Consider the following 15,028-nt stretch of genomic DNA (forward strand, 5'->3'; position numbering starts at 1 on the left):
AAGAGCTAGACCGAATATGTTCGAACAAAATCTGACTTCAGAAGCATTAACAGTAACTACAGTAACGTCACAAGACCAGATCACTCAGAAGCCTTTACGTGACTCTGTTAAAGCGTCTCTTAAAAACTACTTGGCTCAATTAAACGGTCAAGAAGTCACAGAACTATACGAATTAGTTCTAGCTGAAGTTGAACAGCCACTACTAGATACCATCATGCAGTACACTCGCGGCAACCAAACTCGCGCAGCAACTATGATGGGTATCAACCGCGGTACTCTTCGCAAGAAACTGAAGAAATACGGCATGAACTAATCGTTCATTACCTTTCTTGATTTAAAAGCCGGGCTCACATTGTGAGCCCGGCTTTTTCATTGGTCGTAACAATATGAACTGATTAAACATTCGTCATTCTGTGATCTAATACGATTGCTTAGTGCAACACTCCAGATATAATGCAAAATTACGTTTTTTGTTCGGACTAAGCTACATGGCTGATATGCAAAGGGAAGAATGGCTAAGCCTGATGCTACGAGAGCTGCCAGATCGACTGCTGATCCTTGATGAGTGTGGTCGTATCTTGGAGAGTTTTGGTGGTGCGGTTCAAACTCCCCCTTACAGCACGGATAATCTAGACCTAACATTCAGCGAGATGGTACCTCCACACATTGCTGAAAACGTGAAACAGAGCTTAACGCAAACGTTTAAATCCAACCAAACAACTCACCTTCGCTACTCGGTTACTCCATGTCAGTTGCTTATGTCTTCTATTGAAGAATTGGATGCATGGCGTGGTGTCGAAGAACGATGGTTCGAAGCCACGCTCAAGCCCATCACTCTGACAAACGGCTCCAAATACATTATGTGGCAGGAGCGAGAAACCACTCTCGCTCGTCAACAAGAACTGGAGTTAAAGAAGCTCGCTGAAACCGATGAACTCACAGGAATCTTAAATCGCCGTGCTTTTATGCTGCATTTAGAGCGAGAGTTTCATTCCCCTTCAGAGCAAGGGCTCTCTTGTTTAATGATTGATATTGACCACTTCAAAGAAATCAATGATCAAGTTGGTCACCTTTCTGGCGATGAAGTCATTACTCAAGTAGCACACATATGCCGTGAGATGATTCGCGGTAGCGATTATATTGGTCGTTTAGGTGGAGAAGAGTTTGGGGTGCTTTTAGGCCACACGAATGCGATTCAAGCTTATGACATCGCAGAGCGAATTCGCGAATCCATAGAATCCACACCTTGCCATGTTGATGGTCATATTATCTTGCCTACTGTAAGTATTGGGATTGCGGAACTCAACGCTCAAGTCTCATCCGTTCGCGAGTTGATGGTTCAGGCAGACAAGGCGATGTATTACTCAAAGCAGACTGGTCGCAACCAGGTTACTCTCTACTACGACAACCTGCCTCAAATTAAAAGCACAACCGAGCTTAAAGCGAATATCCGTCGCGCGTCTTAACGCCACCTTGTATCGCCGAGTGGGATCACTTTTCTTCACTGGCTAACGCACCGAGAATCGAACAATGACTCGCATCATCATCAACATGCCCACAGCAGGCATCATTGATTTTTTTCAACGCACTGCGTATCCGTTGTAACTCACCAATTTTCTCATCAATCAAATTCAGCTTTGCACTCGTAATCGCTTTCACTTCGGCACAACTATGTTCTGTTGCTTCTAGCTTTATCTCTAACAATTCACGAATCTCATCAAGACTCAAACCCAGATCTTTCGCCTTTAGAATAAAGCTGACCTGATTCTGGTTTTGTTGGTTATATAAGCGGTAGCCAGACTCACTTCGCCCAGCTGGCTTAATCAGTTGGTTTTTCTCATAAAATCGCAGAGTATCTGCGGTGACATTACACCGTTTTGCCAGTTCACCGATCTGAAACATAACTTTTCCTATTAACTGTTTCATTACTTTTTAAGTCAAAAGACGAGCTTTTTGCAATTAATTTTGCGATGCCAAACGATTGCGCGAGCTTTTTTGTAATAAATTAGTTAGAATGTGCGCCATCAAACTCAGAGACTAGTCTATCACCAGCCAATGCTGGAAAGGTCTTTACCAAAACTGGCCAATATTTTACTGCTATTTACCTAGTAAAGCGTAAGAACAAGTTCATTTTTGGCAAATATCTTTATTTATATATTAACTCTGTGACTTTGAGGAAATGGAAGCATGACTAACGCTCGTCCTATTCGCCGCGCTCTAATCAGCGTATCAGACAAAACTGGTATTGTTGAGTTTGCCCAAGCTCTTGCTAACCGTGGCGTTGATATTCTATCCACTGGTGGTACAGCTCGCCTACTAGCAGAGAAAGGGATCTCTGTTACAGAAGTATCAGACTACACTGGTTTCCCAGAAATGATGGACGGTCGTGTTAAGACTCTACACCCTAAAGTTCACGGTGGTGTGCTTGGCCGTCGAGGTCAAGATGATGATGTGATGGAAAAACACGGCATCAACCCTATCGACATCGTAGTCGTTAACCTCTACCCGTTCGCAGAAACCGTTGCTAAAGAAGGTTGTACCTTAGCTGACGCGGTTGAAAACATCGACATCGGTGGCCCAACAATGGTTCGTTCTGCTGCTAAAAACCACAAAGACGTAACGATCGTGGTTAATGCTCACGATTACGAGCGTGTTATCGCAGAAATGGATGCTAACGATAACTCTCTAACCTTAGAAACTCGCTTCGATCTAGCGATTGCCGCATTCGAGCACACGGCAGCTTACGACGGCATGATCGCTAACTACTTCGGCACTATGGTTCCTTCATACGGAGAGAACAAGGAAGGTGATGAAGAGAGCAAATTCCCTCGCACTTTCAACCAGCAGTTAATTAAGAAGCAAGATATGCGCTACGGTGAAAACAGCCACCAGGATGCCGCTTTCTATGTAGAAGCGAACCCAGAAGAAGCATCCGTTTCGACTGCACGCCAAATCCAAGGCAAGGCGCTTTCTTACAACAACATTGCCGATACTGATGCGGCACTAGAGTGTGTTAAAGAGTTCGACGAGCCAGCTTGTGTCATCGTTAAGCACGCTAACCCATGTGGTGTAGCACTCGGTCGCAACATCCTAGAGGCATACGAGCGTGCATATAAAACGGACCCAACGTCTGCATTCGGCGGCATTATCGCCTTCAACAAAGAGCTCGATGCTGAAACAGCAACGGCTATCGTTGAGCGTCAGTTCGTTGAAGTGATTATCGCACCGTCTGTATCCGCTGAAGCGATTGAAGTGGTTGCAGCGAAGAAAAACGTTCGTCTACTTGAGTGTGGTGAATGGTCAACCAAGACGACCGGTTTTGATGTTAAACGTGTTAACGGTGGCCTTCTGGTTCAAGACCGCGATCAAGGCATGGTAAGCCTAGATGACCTTAAAGTCGTGTCTAAACGCCAACCGACAGATGAAGAACTAAAAGACGCGCTATTCTGCTGGAAAGTTGCGAAGTACGTTAAATCAAACGCGATTGTTTATTCAAAAGGCGACATGACTATCGGTGTTGGCGCAGGTCAAATGAGCCGAGTTTACTCAGCAAAAATCGCTGGTATTAAAGCAGCTGACGAAGGTCTGCAAGTCGAAGGCTGTGTTATGGCTTCTGATGCATTCTTCCCATTCCGTGATGGTATCGATGCAGCAGCAGAAGCGGGCATTAAATGCGTAATTCAACCAGGCGGCTCTATGCGTGATGACGAAGTTATCGCAGCCGCAGACGAGCACGGTATGGCGATGATCTTTACGGGTATGCGTCACTTCCGCCACTAAAAAGAAGCTAGAGCGCTTCGCGCAGAGTCGCGAGCAGCGAGTACGGTTAACAACAATCACTCGAAGCTCGCTACTCGATATTCGAAGCTAAGCAATTTGATTGAAGGATTTAAAATGAACGTATTGATTATTGGTTCTGGTGGTCGTGAACATGCTCTTGGCTGGAAAGCGGCACAAAACCCAAATGTAGAAACTGTTTTTATTGCACCAGGTAACGCAGGTACAGCACTTGAACCTAAGCTTGAGAACGTCAACATCGGCGTTGAGAGTATTTCTGAGCTGGTCGCTTTTGCGAAAGAAAAACAGATTGAGCTGACCATTGTCGGCCCTGAAGCTCCATTAGTAATCGGTGTGGTTGACGCTTTCCGTGAAGCGGGTCTGCCTATCTTTGGTCCTACGCAAGCCGCTGCTCAGCTGGAAGGTTCTAAAGCTTTCACCAAAGACTTCTTAGCACGCCACAATATTCCAACGGCTGCTTACGCAAACTTCACTGAAATTGAACCAGCACTTGCTTATGTTCGTGAGCAAGGCGCACCTATCGTCGTAAAAGCTGACGGCCTAGCCGCTGGTAAAGGCGTTATTGTTGCAATGACGCTAGAAGAAGCGGAAGAAGCGATTAAAGACATGTTGGCGGGTAACGCGTTTGGTGAAGCAGGTAGCCGTGTTGTCATTGAAGAGTTTCTCGACGGTGAAGAAGCTAGCTTTATTGTTATGGTCGATGGCAAAAGCGTACTGCCAATGGCCACCAGCCAAGACCATAAGCGTGTCGGTGACAAAGACACAGGCCCGAATACCGGTGGTATGGGGGCTTACTCTCCTGCGCCAGTGGTTACTCCTGAAATTCATGAGCGAATCTTGGAAGAGGTTATCTACCCAACCGTTCGTGGGATGGATGCTGAAGGTGCACCGTACACAGGTTTCCTTTACGCCGGTCTAATGATCGACAAAGAAGGCACGCCAAAAGTGATCGAATACAACTGTCGATTCGGTGATCCAGAAACGCAACCAATCATGATGCGTATGGAATCCGATCTTGTTGAGCTTTGCTTGATGGCAATCGACGAAAAGCTAGATGAAGCCGAGTCTAAGTGGGATCCTCGCGCGTCTATCGGTGTAGTACTAGCAGCAGGTGGCTACCCAGGTGATTATGCGAAAGGTGATGTCATTTCTCTCCCAGCGAATGAGCAGGAAGGAGAGAAAATCTTCCACGCTGGCACAACCAACAATGCTGATGGCGATGTGGTCACTAACGGTGGCCGTGTTCTATGCGCGACGGCGCTTGGAAACAGCGTCTCAGAGGCTCAGGAACGCGCTTACGCACTTGCTAAACAAGTTAGTTGGAACGGAATGTTCCATCGTAATGACATCGGCTACAGAGCGATTGAACGCGAACAAGGGAAATAGCTTCTAGCTTCTAGCTTCTAGCTTCTAGCTTCTAGCTTCTAAAACGTAAAAGGCTTGGTCATCAATACCAAGCCTTTTGTTTATTCTGGTCATCACCGGCGACTAGTGTCGCTGACTAACAGTTACTCTTCAATCAGACTCGGCCGTTCGATACAGTCATGACTATCATCTGCAAGCATCAGCAATTCACTAGCAACGATTCGATTGCCACGAGTAGTGCCAAGGAATGCCGCGTAGCTGTCAATCGTGGATAGGCGGTTGACGACAAAACTCGGCAAAGTTTCGTTAAACTCAACTTCTGAGTAACTCTTTCCTGAGCAAGTATCAAACGTCGAACCATCCCAATAGCCTTGAATAAGAGCTAAACCGTCTCGACTCTGCTCTTTAGTGACATTGGAAATGTTCAGCGCTTCTTGTTTCAACCAAGCTAATTTCTCAGATTTGAGCGGCAGTACACGTCCATCAAGCCGATATTGTTGATAAATCGCCTCACCATCTTTATTGAAACGTACATGGATACGATATGGCACTAGCGCTTTATTGTCTTTTAATTGCTCTCCCTCACGAATCAATTCTCGAAGTTGGCCTTCATCCCAGCGATAGTCTGTCTGATACCAACCGTAGTCGCCCGCACTGACATAATCAGCCGCAGTAAATGGGAAACTCAACTTTTCGGTATACCAATATAAGCTAGTCGCATCACCAATAGTCTGGCCACCAGTATAATCAGAATATTGGTCAAGGTTTGGTGTCGGTACGCTCGAAGAGCAACCGATAAGTAAAGAAGCGATTAGTGAAGGGGCTAGTAATTTTTTCATCTTCATAAAACAAATATACGCCAAGATAGGGACTACCTTGACGCATTATATACAATCTAGAGCGATTGACTCTGAAATCGGTACTTAATTATTTCACTGAATCTTTCAGTGCTTTACCTGCTACGAATGCTGGTACATTTGCCGCTGCGATTTGGATCTCAGCACCTGTTTTAGGGTTACGGCCAGTACGTGCAGCACGGTGGTTAACTTTAAATGTACCAAAACCAATTAGTTGAACTTGGTCACCCTCTTTCAGTGCACCAGTCACACCTTCAAGAGTTGCTTCAAGAGCAGCTTTAGCTTGTGCTTTAGATAGATCTGCTTTCTCTGCGATAAAGTCGATTAATTGGGTCTTGTTCATTAGGTTTCCCTTCTCATAGGTTATCGAATTCCACTCACTCTAAATCATAAATGCCCTATCTGGCAAAGGTTTGTAAGCGATCTTTAGCTCTCATGACGTACTTTTAACCATAATCTGAGCATTAACTCACAATTTGTTACTGTGACAGAGAAACTTAATACTTGTTTTTAACCATCTTTAGCCTTATTTATAAGCATGCAATAGCCCGTAAAGCCTGATATTTCGGGACTTAAAGCGAATAGAAAGTGCTCACATCGATAATGCGCAGGCATGAAAATTTACCCTTTTCATGCAAAATTTGATGAGTGTATAAAACCACATAGGACATTTATGTTTCTGCTAACAATATACGTCTCTGTTGCGATTGGCGTATCGTTTATCTGCTCCGTTTTAGAAGCGGTTCTTCTGAGTATCTCACCAAGTTATATCGCCCAATTGCGTCAGCAAGGCCACCCTGCTGCCACCTCATTGGCTAAGTTAAAAACAGATATCGACCGACCACTAGCGTCGATCCTGACACTCAATACGATTGCCCACACCATCGGCGCAGCAACCGCAGGTGCTCAAGCAGCCGTCGTCTTTGGGAGTCAATGGCTAGGCGTTTTCTCTGGTGTTCTTACGCTCGGCATACTTGTTTTTTCTGAGATCGTCCCGAAAACCATTGGTGCGACGTACTGGCGTCAATTAGCACCAGCTGCCGCGACGACACTGCGCTGGATGGTATGGTCGCTAACACCGTTTGTGTGGTTCTCAGAGCAGATAACCAAACGCCTATCTCGAGGGCATCAAGCACCAAAAATGCGTGACGAGTTGTCAGCGATGGCGATTCTTGCGCGCGAGAGCGGAGAGTTTGCCGAAGGTGAGTCAAAGATGCTCAACAACCTTCTGGGTATTCAAGATGTACTTGTCACACAGGTCATGACCCCTCGCCCAGTGGTTTTTCGCGTTGATGCAGAAATGACAATCAATGAGTTTCTTGACCGTCATAAAGATTCGCCGTTTTCGCGTCCTCTGGTCTACAGCCAGTCTACGGACAACATTATTGGTTTTGTGCACCGCCTCGAACTGTTCAAACTGCAACACGCTGGTAGTGGAGAAAAACAACTCGGTGCGGTAATGCGCCCAGTACACGTTCTGCTCAACACCATTAAGCTACCAAAAGCCTTTGAACAAATGATGGCAAAGCGCCTGCAACTGGCCATGGTGGTCGATGAATACGGTACGATTCAAGGGATCTTAACCCTTGAAGACGTTTTCGAGCACTTAGTTGGTGAAGAGATTGTTGACGAAGCTGACCGTGCAACGGATATGCAGGAGCTGGCCTTTGAACGCTGGGAGAAGTGGAAGAAAACCCACGGCGTTATCGAAAGTCGCGATGATGACGAAAACGCGAGTAGCGAGTAGCGAGTAGCGAGTAGCGAGTAGCGAGTAGCGAGTAGCGAGTAGCGAGTAGCGATAAATAAAAAGGGTTGACGTTTTATGTCAACCCTTCTCTTTTTCCTGTTTACTCATAGCTAGAAGCTAGATAGTCGCAGCTTTCTAGATCTCTATACCGATATTACTGACACCTTCATCACGCAGTTCAAAGCGTAAGTCTTTAATCAACTCAATATCACGCTCTTCTGCTTCACGAAGTGGACGGAAGATTGCCCATTGCACATCCCATTCACCGCAAACCGCTTCATTCTCTTTCTGGTTTTCGTTCGTAATCTCTTCACCCGTTTGCGCTTCTTCTAGTTGAGCAACCGTCATTACAGATTGTTGGCTAACCTTATGCATGTTTTCATACAGGTAGTCTCTATCTAGCAAGCCGTGAAGAAGATCGGACAGAGCCACACATGCGTCAATGGCTGGATAAACACCATAGAAGTCAAAATCCTCTGAGCTAGGAATAATTTCTTCTAACTTTTCTAGCTGGCGCTCAAAGTTCACTTTGGCGGTTTTAACGGTTAACTGTTCCCAAATACTATCCAAAATATCACGATAAATTCGCGCTTCGGCAAACTTGGTGCTTTCACAAAACATTGCGAAGTTTGGATACATACGTTCACACAAGCTCACCATAAAGGTAATCTGTTTCCATGGTTCTAACTTCTCAAGGCGAAGCTGAAGAGGATTCTGTAGCATAGAGACTCTTTGGGTCTGTTGACCTAGTTGCTGAATTAGACAGCGGAAAGTGTACTTGATAACCAACAGGGAAAAAAGCAAGGCGATGAACAATTTCACTCATAAAGTTTACCTTCTCACTGAAGATGACACTTATTATCTCAAGCTGCTTGAATCCGCGCAGCTAGATGACTTAGAAGTTACTCAAAAACGCCACGAGGCAACGATCCTACTCGCCTCTCCACCAATGGCAGCAAAATGCCTTGATCAGTTCCCAAAACTGGAGTGGATCCAATCCATCTATGCTGGTGTTGATGCGTTGCTTCCACATTTGAGCGGTTTTACAGGCCCATTGACCAATGTAAAAGGAATATTTGGTCAGCAGATCTCTGAGTATGTACTTGGTTATAGCATTGCTTATCAGCGCCATTTTTATCACTATCATACCGAGCAACAGGGCTCTAACTGGCAACCAATGCCATACCAATCTCTAAGTGGCAAAAAAATGGTTGTTCTCGGCACAGGTTCCATCGGTTCTCATCTTGCAGAGGTTGCCAAAAGCTTTGCGATTATCCCTATTGGGGTGAATCGCAGTGGTATCCCAACTAAACAATCTCCTTTCTCTGCAACTTACCATATACAAGAACTGGCAACTGCCCTGCAAGAAGCCGACATTGTCGTCAATACCTTGCCAAACACACCGGAGACTAAGCACATTCTAAATCAAGAGAGTCTCGCTTACTGTCAAGACGCTCTGCTGTTTAATGTCGGCCGAGGTTCCGCTATAGAAAAAGATGGACTGATAAAAGCATTAGACTCTGGGTACATTAGCCACGCATTTTTAGATGTCTTTGAGCAGGAGCCGCTACCTAAAGAGCATACCTTCTGGCAACACAGCAAAATTACCATTACGCCACATATCGCAGCCCTTAGCTTTCCTGAACAGGTTGTAGACATCTTCGCTGAGAACTATAAAAACTGGCGCGATGGATTCAGGCTAGTTAACCTTGTCGATATCGAGAAAGGCTATTAATAACCGAGCAAAGATTGATGCTGGAAAATCTATTAAAGCAAGTCAGAGCCTGCCGACTGTGTGAACCTGACTTACCACTCGGGGCGAATCCGATTGTTCAGGCATCAAGTTCGGCGAAATTATTGATCATTGGTCAAGCACCTGGAACACGCGTACACCAAACCTCTATTCCATGGAATGACCCAAGTGGAAACAGGCTCAGAGAATGGTTGGAACTGGATAACGAGACATTCTACGATGCAAATAAAATAGCGATTATGCCTATGGGGTTATGCTATCCGGGAAAAGGTAACAGTGGTGACCTGCCACCAAGAAAGGAGTGCGCTCAACAATGGCACCATCGCATCTTGGAACAATTGCCCAATGTTGGTATGACGCTACTGATTGGCCAGTATGCTCAGAACTACTATCTGCGTGACAAGCCAAAAACACTAACAGAGACCGTGCAGCAATGGCATCGCTGGGCGCCTAAGTATCTGCCTTTACCCCATCCATCGCCACGTAATGCGTTGTGGTTAAAGAAAAACCCATGGTTTGAGGCTGAAGTAGTGCCGTATGTTCGTGACTACGTACACAGCCACCTAAAGTAATATGGCAGGCAATAAAAAAGCTCCTAACGGAGCTTTTTTATAAGTTAATCGGAACCAAACAGATCTCGGGTATAAACCTTGTCAGCAACATCTTCTAGCTCTTCTGCCATACGATTAGACACGATAACATCAGATTTAGCTTTGAACACCTCTAGATCACGTATCACTTGTGAGTGGAAGAATTCATCTTCTTCAAGCACAGGCTCGTATACTACAACCGTAATCCCCTTCGCCTTAAGTCGCTTCATGATGCCTTGAATGGAAGATGCTCGGAAGTTATCTGAGCCAGATTTCATGATAAGACGGTATATACCAACGACCTGAGGCTCACGTTTTAAGATCGAGTCAGCAATAAAATCTTTTCGGGTACGGTTCGCATCGACAATTGCACCAACAATATTGTTAGGGACATCCTGGTAGTTAGCTAATAACTGTTTTGTGTCTTTAGGTAAGCAGTAGCCACCATAGCCAAATGATGGGTTATTGTAATGGCTACCAATACGTGGATCTAAGCCAACACCCTGAATGATTTGTCGAGTATCCAAACCGTGTGCTTCGGCATAAGAGTCAAGCTCATTGAAATAAGCAACCCGCATCGCTAGATAGGTATTCGAGAACAACTTAACGGCTTCAGCTTCAGTTGAATTAGTCAAAAGCACATCGATATTCTCTTTTACAGCACCTTCAACTAAAAGGTTGGCAAACTCCTGGGCTCGCTCACTCTGTTCACCCACGATAATACGTGATGGGTGCAGGTTATCATATAGAGCCTTGCCTTCTCGAAGGAACTCTGGAGAGAATATGATATTCTCGCAACCCAACTCCTGCTTAATACGTTCTGTATAGCCGACAGGGACTGTAGACTTAATCACCATGACCGCTTCAGGGTTGATTGCCATAACATCTTTAATAACTGACTCAACAGAAGAAGTATTAAAGTAGTTTGTCACAGGGTCATAATCTGTTGGGGTCGCAATCACGATAAAGCGCGCGCCTTGATAAGCGAGATACTTATTAGTCGTTGCAATAAAATCAAGCGATTTATTTGCTAAAAAATCTTCAATTTCAACGTCAGCTATAGGTGAGATTTTTTGGTTTAGGAGTTCAACCTTTTTTGCAACAACATCTAGCGCAACCACTTGATGGTTTTGCGCAAGTAACATTGCATTGGAGAGGCCTACATACCCTGTACCAGCTACGGCAATCTTCACAACTTACTCCATTTAAGTCCCATCTCGGAGAATATGGGGGGCAGCATATTGAGCTGTTATTGTTCCGAAAGAATGAGATTAGTTCTAATAACTAATAGGCACAGCGTACACCGGCATGCTGGACCAAAACGCATAAAGTACCACACAACTTAACTCAAATAAAAACGGAGACCATAGTCTCCGTTTTTAGATGCTAAGTAGCTAAGACGATTACATCATACCGCCCATGCCACCCATACCACCCATGCCGCCCATATCAGGCATAGCAGCTGAATCTTTTTGTGGAAGGTCAGTCACCATAGCTTCAGTTGTGATCATTAGACCAGCAACTGATGCTGCGAACTGTAGTGCGCTACGAGTCACTTTAGTTGGATCTAGGATACCCATCTCAATCATATCACCGTATTCGCCAGTTGCAGCGTTGTAACCGTAGTTACCTTCACCTGCACGAACGTTGTTCGCAACAACAGACTCTTCATCACCAGCGTTCTTAGTGATTTGACGAATTGGCGCTTCCATTGCACGTAGAGCTACGCGGATACCAACATTTTGTTCTTCGTTGTCACCTTCTAGGTTAGCAACTTTAGATGCAGCGCGAATAAGAGCCACACCACCACCAGCAACAACACCTTCTTCAACCGCTGCGCGAGTTGCATGAAGTGCGTCTTCAACGCGGTCTTTCTTCTCTTTCATTTCAACTTCAGTCGCTGCACCAACTTTGATTACTGCAACACCGCCAGCTAGCTTAGCTACGCGCTCTTGTAGTTTCTCTTTGTCGTAATCTGAAGTTGCTTCTTCAATCTGTTGACGAATTTGAGCAACACGACCTTGGATCATGGCTTCTTCACCCGCACCATCGATGATCGTTGAGTTTTCTTTAGTGATGCTTACACGCTTAGCTTGACCTAGGTCTTCAAGCGTTACTTTCTCAAGCTCCAGACCGATCTCTTCAGAGATCACTGTACCGCCTGTTAGGATAGCGATATCTTGTAGCATCGCTTTACGACGGTCACCGAAACCAGGTGCTTTAACAGCCGCTACTTTTACGATGCCGCGCATGTTGTTCACTACTAGCGTCGCTAGAGCTTCACCTTCAACATCTTCCGCAATAATAAGTAGTGGACGAGATGCTTTCGCTACAGCTTCTAGAGTTGGAAGAAGTTCGCGAATGTTCGATACTTTCTTATCGACTAGTAGGATAAATGGGCTTTCTAGATCTACGCTGCCCGCTTCTTGGTTGTTGATGAAGTAAGGAGACAGGTAACCGCGGTCAAACTGCATACCTTCAACAACATCTAGCTCATCTTGTAGAGCCTGACCTTCTTCAACAGTAATTACACCGTCGCGGCCAACTTTTTCCATCGCTTCAGCAATGATGTTACCTACTGTTGCATCAGAGTTTGCCGAGATAGTACCAACCTGAGCGATCGCTTTTGTGTCTTTACACTCAACAGACAGTGCTTTTAGCTCTTCAACCGCTGCAACGACTGCTTTGTCGATACCGCGCTTAAGATCCATTGGGTTCATACCCGCTGCAACTGCTTTTAGGCCTTCGTTTACGATTGCTTGCGCAAGAACAGTTGCTGTCGTTGTACCGTCACCCGCAGCGTCGTTTGCTTGAGACGCTACTTCTTTAACCATCTGTGCGCCCATGTTTTGGAACTTGTCTTCAAGTTCGATTTCACGCGCTACAGATACACCATCTTTAGTGATAGTTGGTGCACCGAAAGATTTGTCTAGAACTACGTTACGGCCTTTAGGGCCTAGTGTTACTTTTACTGCGTCAGCTAGAACGTTTACACCTTCTAGCATCTTAATACGTGCGTCATTACCAAATTTAACGTCTTTAGCAGCCATCTTTAGTTTCCTTGTCTAAATTCTGTTTAATGATTTCAAATTGAACCTGAGCAAAAAATTACTCAATGATTGCTATTACTCAACGATTGCCATGATGTCGTTTTCTGACATCACTAGCACTTCTTTACCGTCGATCTTTTCAGTTTTAGTGCCGTAACCTTCAGCGAAGATAACTGTATCGCCAACTTTAACGTCCAACGGTAGTACTGTACCGTTTTCTAGGATGCGGCCTTTACCCACAGCTAGTACAACGCCGCGAGTAGATTTCTCTGCAGCAGAACCAGTCAGAACGATGCCACCAGCTGACTTAGATTCAACTTCTTGGCGTTCTACAATAACTCGGTCGTGTAATGGACGAATGTTCATCGGTCGTCTCTCCTGAATTTACATGTTTGATTTGATAAGTGGCTTTCACAGCCTAGTGATATCTATATGAGGGGAAGATAAAGGAAATCCAAGAGGACATGGAAAATTTTTTGTGATCAACTTCAGAGATATCAAGTCGATGGCTATTCACAATTTTAGTTGACCACAACACATACAAAAAACTCCACAAACCATAATGTAAGTGGAGTATTATAGATTTAAACAGACGAACTTCTTTTAATCTGCTTCACGGCGAAAAATGAAGCGAACTAGAACTATAGCTACACCCAACATAACACCTAGTAATGCTCCTAATGCTACTATTAATGTACGCTTAGGTTTTATATATGATGTTGGTTTGACTGCTTCCCTTGTTTGAATAACTAACTTAGAACTTGGACTTTCTAACAAACCTTTTTTGAAAAGCTGCTGCGCTAATAGTTCATCCAAATACTCTTTAGTTTTTAAAGAATATACATTTTCTTGAGACTTAAGGGAGTCAATAGAAGCTTGCACCTTTTCTAGCTCTATCGACTTTAAAACACTATTCAAAGTAATAGAGTAAGTTGAGACACCATCAAATGCAGCCTGTGGTTCTGTAGATGTTTTGGATATTGAAATATTCATATCCCTTTTATCATATGAAACGATGATACCATTAAGTAAGGTTATATCTACCTTAGCCTCAGAGGACATTTTTTTCCTTAACTCACGACTACTCAAAAACTGAGTGACGATTTTAGGCTCAGATATATTCATTGAGCCATAAAAGTCTTTTTCAAGCACAAAAGATGCGTGGGATTTGTAAACATTTGGTTGCTTAACTACGAAAAAAACTGCGCCAGCCACGATAATAATAACTGTCGTAATTATAATGAACTTCCCCTCCCACAACGCTCTAATAAACTCTCTGAGATCAATATCATTGCTTTGATAAGACGCGGGAATCTGAGATGAATACTGCTGATTAGCGACTGGGGATTGATTTTTATCGCTCACTGGTAATCCTTTATTAAGTAGTGCACCTGTTTCGGTGTTATTTTAGTACTAGTTAAATCCTACCATAGAGTTCAAGTCGAGCACAGACTATACAACAGTTCCTACCTTAGGTTGTCACCGCCAATCCTCCAAAGGAATTACCTGCGCTGTAGGTTGATTATCTAGGTCTGTCACATCGCCATCAAGCACATCTTGAAACTTCACCATTTGTGAGACGAGTTCGCGCATTAATACTACATTGGCATGATTAGGGTTTTTACAGCTACCGACAACACGGTCGATATGGCTTTGCTGGGCCCACAAACGATCCTGCATCTCTTTCGAGGCAGACAAAATCATTTCCTCACACATGTCGTGCTTGAACTGGGTAAATGCTTCAGGATTATTTTGTGCGAGTGCCATCAATTCATCAAAAGAGGGCAAGGTTTGATTGATTAGTGATGAACTCATAATAGCTCCCTTACACGCAAAGCCTGTGGTTAAAGACCTATCGTAAGGATAGG

General features: G+C 44.5%; 16 protein-coding genes. 7 read left to right on the plus strand and 9 right to left on the minus strand.

Annotated elements, in window-relative coordinates:
- Positions 1-16: 16 nt before the first annotated feature.
- Together fis and ACQEXT_RS09800 are read left to right on the plus strand one after the other, a co-directional pair.
- The gene (gene fis, locus ACQEXT_RS09795) at positions 17-313 is read left to right on the plus strand and encodes a DNA-binding transcriptional regulator Fis (RefSeq protein ID WP_000462885.1); all 297 of its coding nucleotides are present in this window, start codon (positions 17-19) and stop codon (positions 311-313) included.
- A 175-nt stretch (positions 314-488) separates the two neighbouring features.
- Positions 489-1,466, plus strand: a complete 978-nt coding sequence (locus ACQEXT_RS09800) for a GGDEF domain-containing protein (protein WP_426951833.1) — start codon at positions 489-491, stop codon at positions 1,464-1,466.
- Between the two features lie 25 nt (positions 1,467-1,491).
- Here ACQEXT_RS09800 and zntR read toward each other — a convergent pair whose 3' ends face one another.
- Positions 1,492-1,902 carry a Zn(2+)-responsive transcriptional regulator gene (gene zntR, locus ACQEXT_RS09805; RefSeq protein WP_138972999.1) on the minus strand — a complete coding sequence of 137 codons (411 nt, stop codon included), beginning with the start codon at positions 1,900-1,902 and terminating at the stop codon, positions 1,492-1,494.
- Positions 1,903-2,187: 285 nt separating this feature from the next.
- On the opposite strand from zntR, the gene purH reads away from it, so the two are divergent.
- Together purH and purD are read left to right on the plus strand one after the other, a co-directional pair.
- On the plus strand, positions 2,188-3,780 hold the full coding sequence (gene purH, locus ACQEXT_RS09810; protein ID WP_426951834.1) for a bifunctional phosphoribosylaminoimidazolecarboxamide formyltransferase/IMP cyclohydrolase: 1,593 nt from the start codon (positions 2,188-2,190) through the stop codon (positions 3,778-3,780).
- A 114-nt stretch (positions 3,781-3,894) separates the two neighbouring features.
- Positions 3,895-5,184: a phosphoribosylamine--glycine ligase gene (gene purD, locus ACQEXT_RS09815; RefSeq protein ID WP_426951835.1), complete on the plus strand. Its 1,290-nt coding sequence runs from the start codon at positions 3,895-3,897 to the stop codon at positions 5,182-5,184.
- 122 nt (positions 5,185-5,306) lie between these two features.
- Here the strand turns inward: purD and ACQEXT_RS09820 are convergent, their stop codons facing one another.
- Both ACQEXT_RS09820 and hupA read right to left on the minus strand, forming a co-directional pair.
- Positions 5,307-6,002 (minus strand): DUF1481 domain-containing protein, encoded by a 696-nt coding sequence (locus ACQEXT_RS09820; protein WP_426951837.1) that lies wholly within the window; start codon positions 6,000-6,002, stop codon positions 5,307-5,309.
- An 88-nt stretch (positions 6,003-6,090) separates the two neighbouring features.
- Positions 6,091-6,363 (minus strand): nucleoid-associated protein HU-alpha, encoded by a 273-nt coding sequence (hupA, locus tag ACQEXT_RS09825; RefSeq protein ID WP_269377059.1) that lies wholly within the window; start codon positions 6,361-6,363, stop codon positions 6,091-6,093.
- Positions 6,364-6,693: 330 nt separating this feature from the next.
- Here hupA and ACQEXT_RS09830 point away from each other — a divergent pair, with 330 nt between their 5' ends.
- A complete protein-coding gene (locus ACQEXT_RS09830) occupies positions 6,694-7,767 on the plus strand; it encodes a CNNM domain-containing protein (protein ID WP_426951839.1) in 1,074 nt (357 codons plus the stop codon).
- 135 nt (positions 7,768-7,902) lie between these two features.
- Here the strand turns inward: ACQEXT_RS09830 and ACQEXT_RS09835 are convergent, their stop codons facing one another.
- Positions 7,903-8,490: a YjaG family protein gene (locus ACQEXT_RS09835; protein WP_138972995.1), complete on the minus strand. Its 588-nt coding sequence runs from the start codon at positions 8,488-8,490 to the stop codon at positions 7,903-7,905.
- A gap of 85 nt (positions 8,491-8,575) precedes the next feature.
- On the opposite strand from ACQEXT_RS09835, the gene ACQEXT_RS09840 reads away from it, so the two are divergent.
- On the plus strand, positions 8,576-9,502 hold the full coding sequence (locus ACQEXT_RS09840; RefSeq protein WP_426951840.1) for a D-2-hydroxyacid dehydrogenase: 927 nt from the start codon (positions 8,576-8,578) through the stop codon (positions 9,500-9,502).
- A gap of 14 nt (positions 9,503-9,516) precedes the next feature.
- The gene (locus tag ACQEXT_RS09845) at positions 9,517-10,092 is read left to right on the plus strand and encodes a uracil-DNA glycosylase family protein (protein ID WP_426951841.1); all 576 of its coding nucleotides are present in this window, start codon (positions 9,517-9,519) and stop codon (positions 10,090-10,092) included.
- Positions 10,093-10,136: 44 nt separating this feature from the next.
- Here ACQEXT_RS09845 and ACQEXT_RS09850 read toward each other — a convergent pair whose 3' ends face one another.
- The 5 genes from ACQEXT_RS09850 to ACQEXT_RS09870 all read right to left on the minus strand — a co-directional run bounded on the left by ACQEXT_RS09850 (position 10,137) and on the right by ACQEXT_RS09870 (position 14,975).
- Positions 10,137-11,303, minus strand: coding sequence for a nucleotide sugar dehydrogenase (locus ACQEXT_RS09850; protein ID WP_426951842.1), 1,167 nt, complete (start codon positions 11,301-11,303; stop codon positions 10,137-10,139).
- A gap of 210 nt (positions 11,304-11,513) precedes the next feature.
- A complete protein-coding gene (gene groL / locus ACQEXT_RS09855) occupies positions 11,514-13,160 on the minus strand; it encodes a chaperonin GroEL (protein WP_426951844.1) in 1,647 nt (548 codons plus the stop codon).
- Positions 13,161-13,235: 75 nt separating this feature from the next.
- The gene (locus ACQEXT_RS09860) at positions 13,236-13,526 is read right to left on the minus strand and encodes a co-chaperone GroES (protein ID WP_004410737.1); all 291 of its coding nucleotides are present in this window, start codon (positions 13,524-13,526) and stop codon (positions 13,236-13,238) included.
- Between the two features lie 237 nt (positions 13,527-13,763).
- On the minus strand, positions 13,764-14,525 hold the full coding sequence (locus tag ACQEXT_RS09865; RefSeq protein ID WP_426951845.1) for a GNVR domain-containing protein: 762 nt from the start codon (positions 14,523-14,525) through the stop codon (positions 13,764-13,766).
- 114 nt (positions 14,526-14,639) lie between these two features.
- On the minus strand, positions 14,640-14,975 hold the full coding sequence (locus ACQEXT_RS09870) for a DUF3135 domain-containing protein (protein ID WP_426951846.1): 336 nt from the start codon (positions 14,973-14,975) through the stop codon (positions 14,640-14,642).
- Between the last annotated feature and the right edge of the window lie 53 nt (positions 14,976-15,028).

This window comes from Vibrio sp. TRT 29B02, assembly GCF_050113655.1.
GTDB lineage: Bacteria > Pseudomonadota > Gammaproteobacteria > Enterobacterales > Vibrionaceae > Vibrio.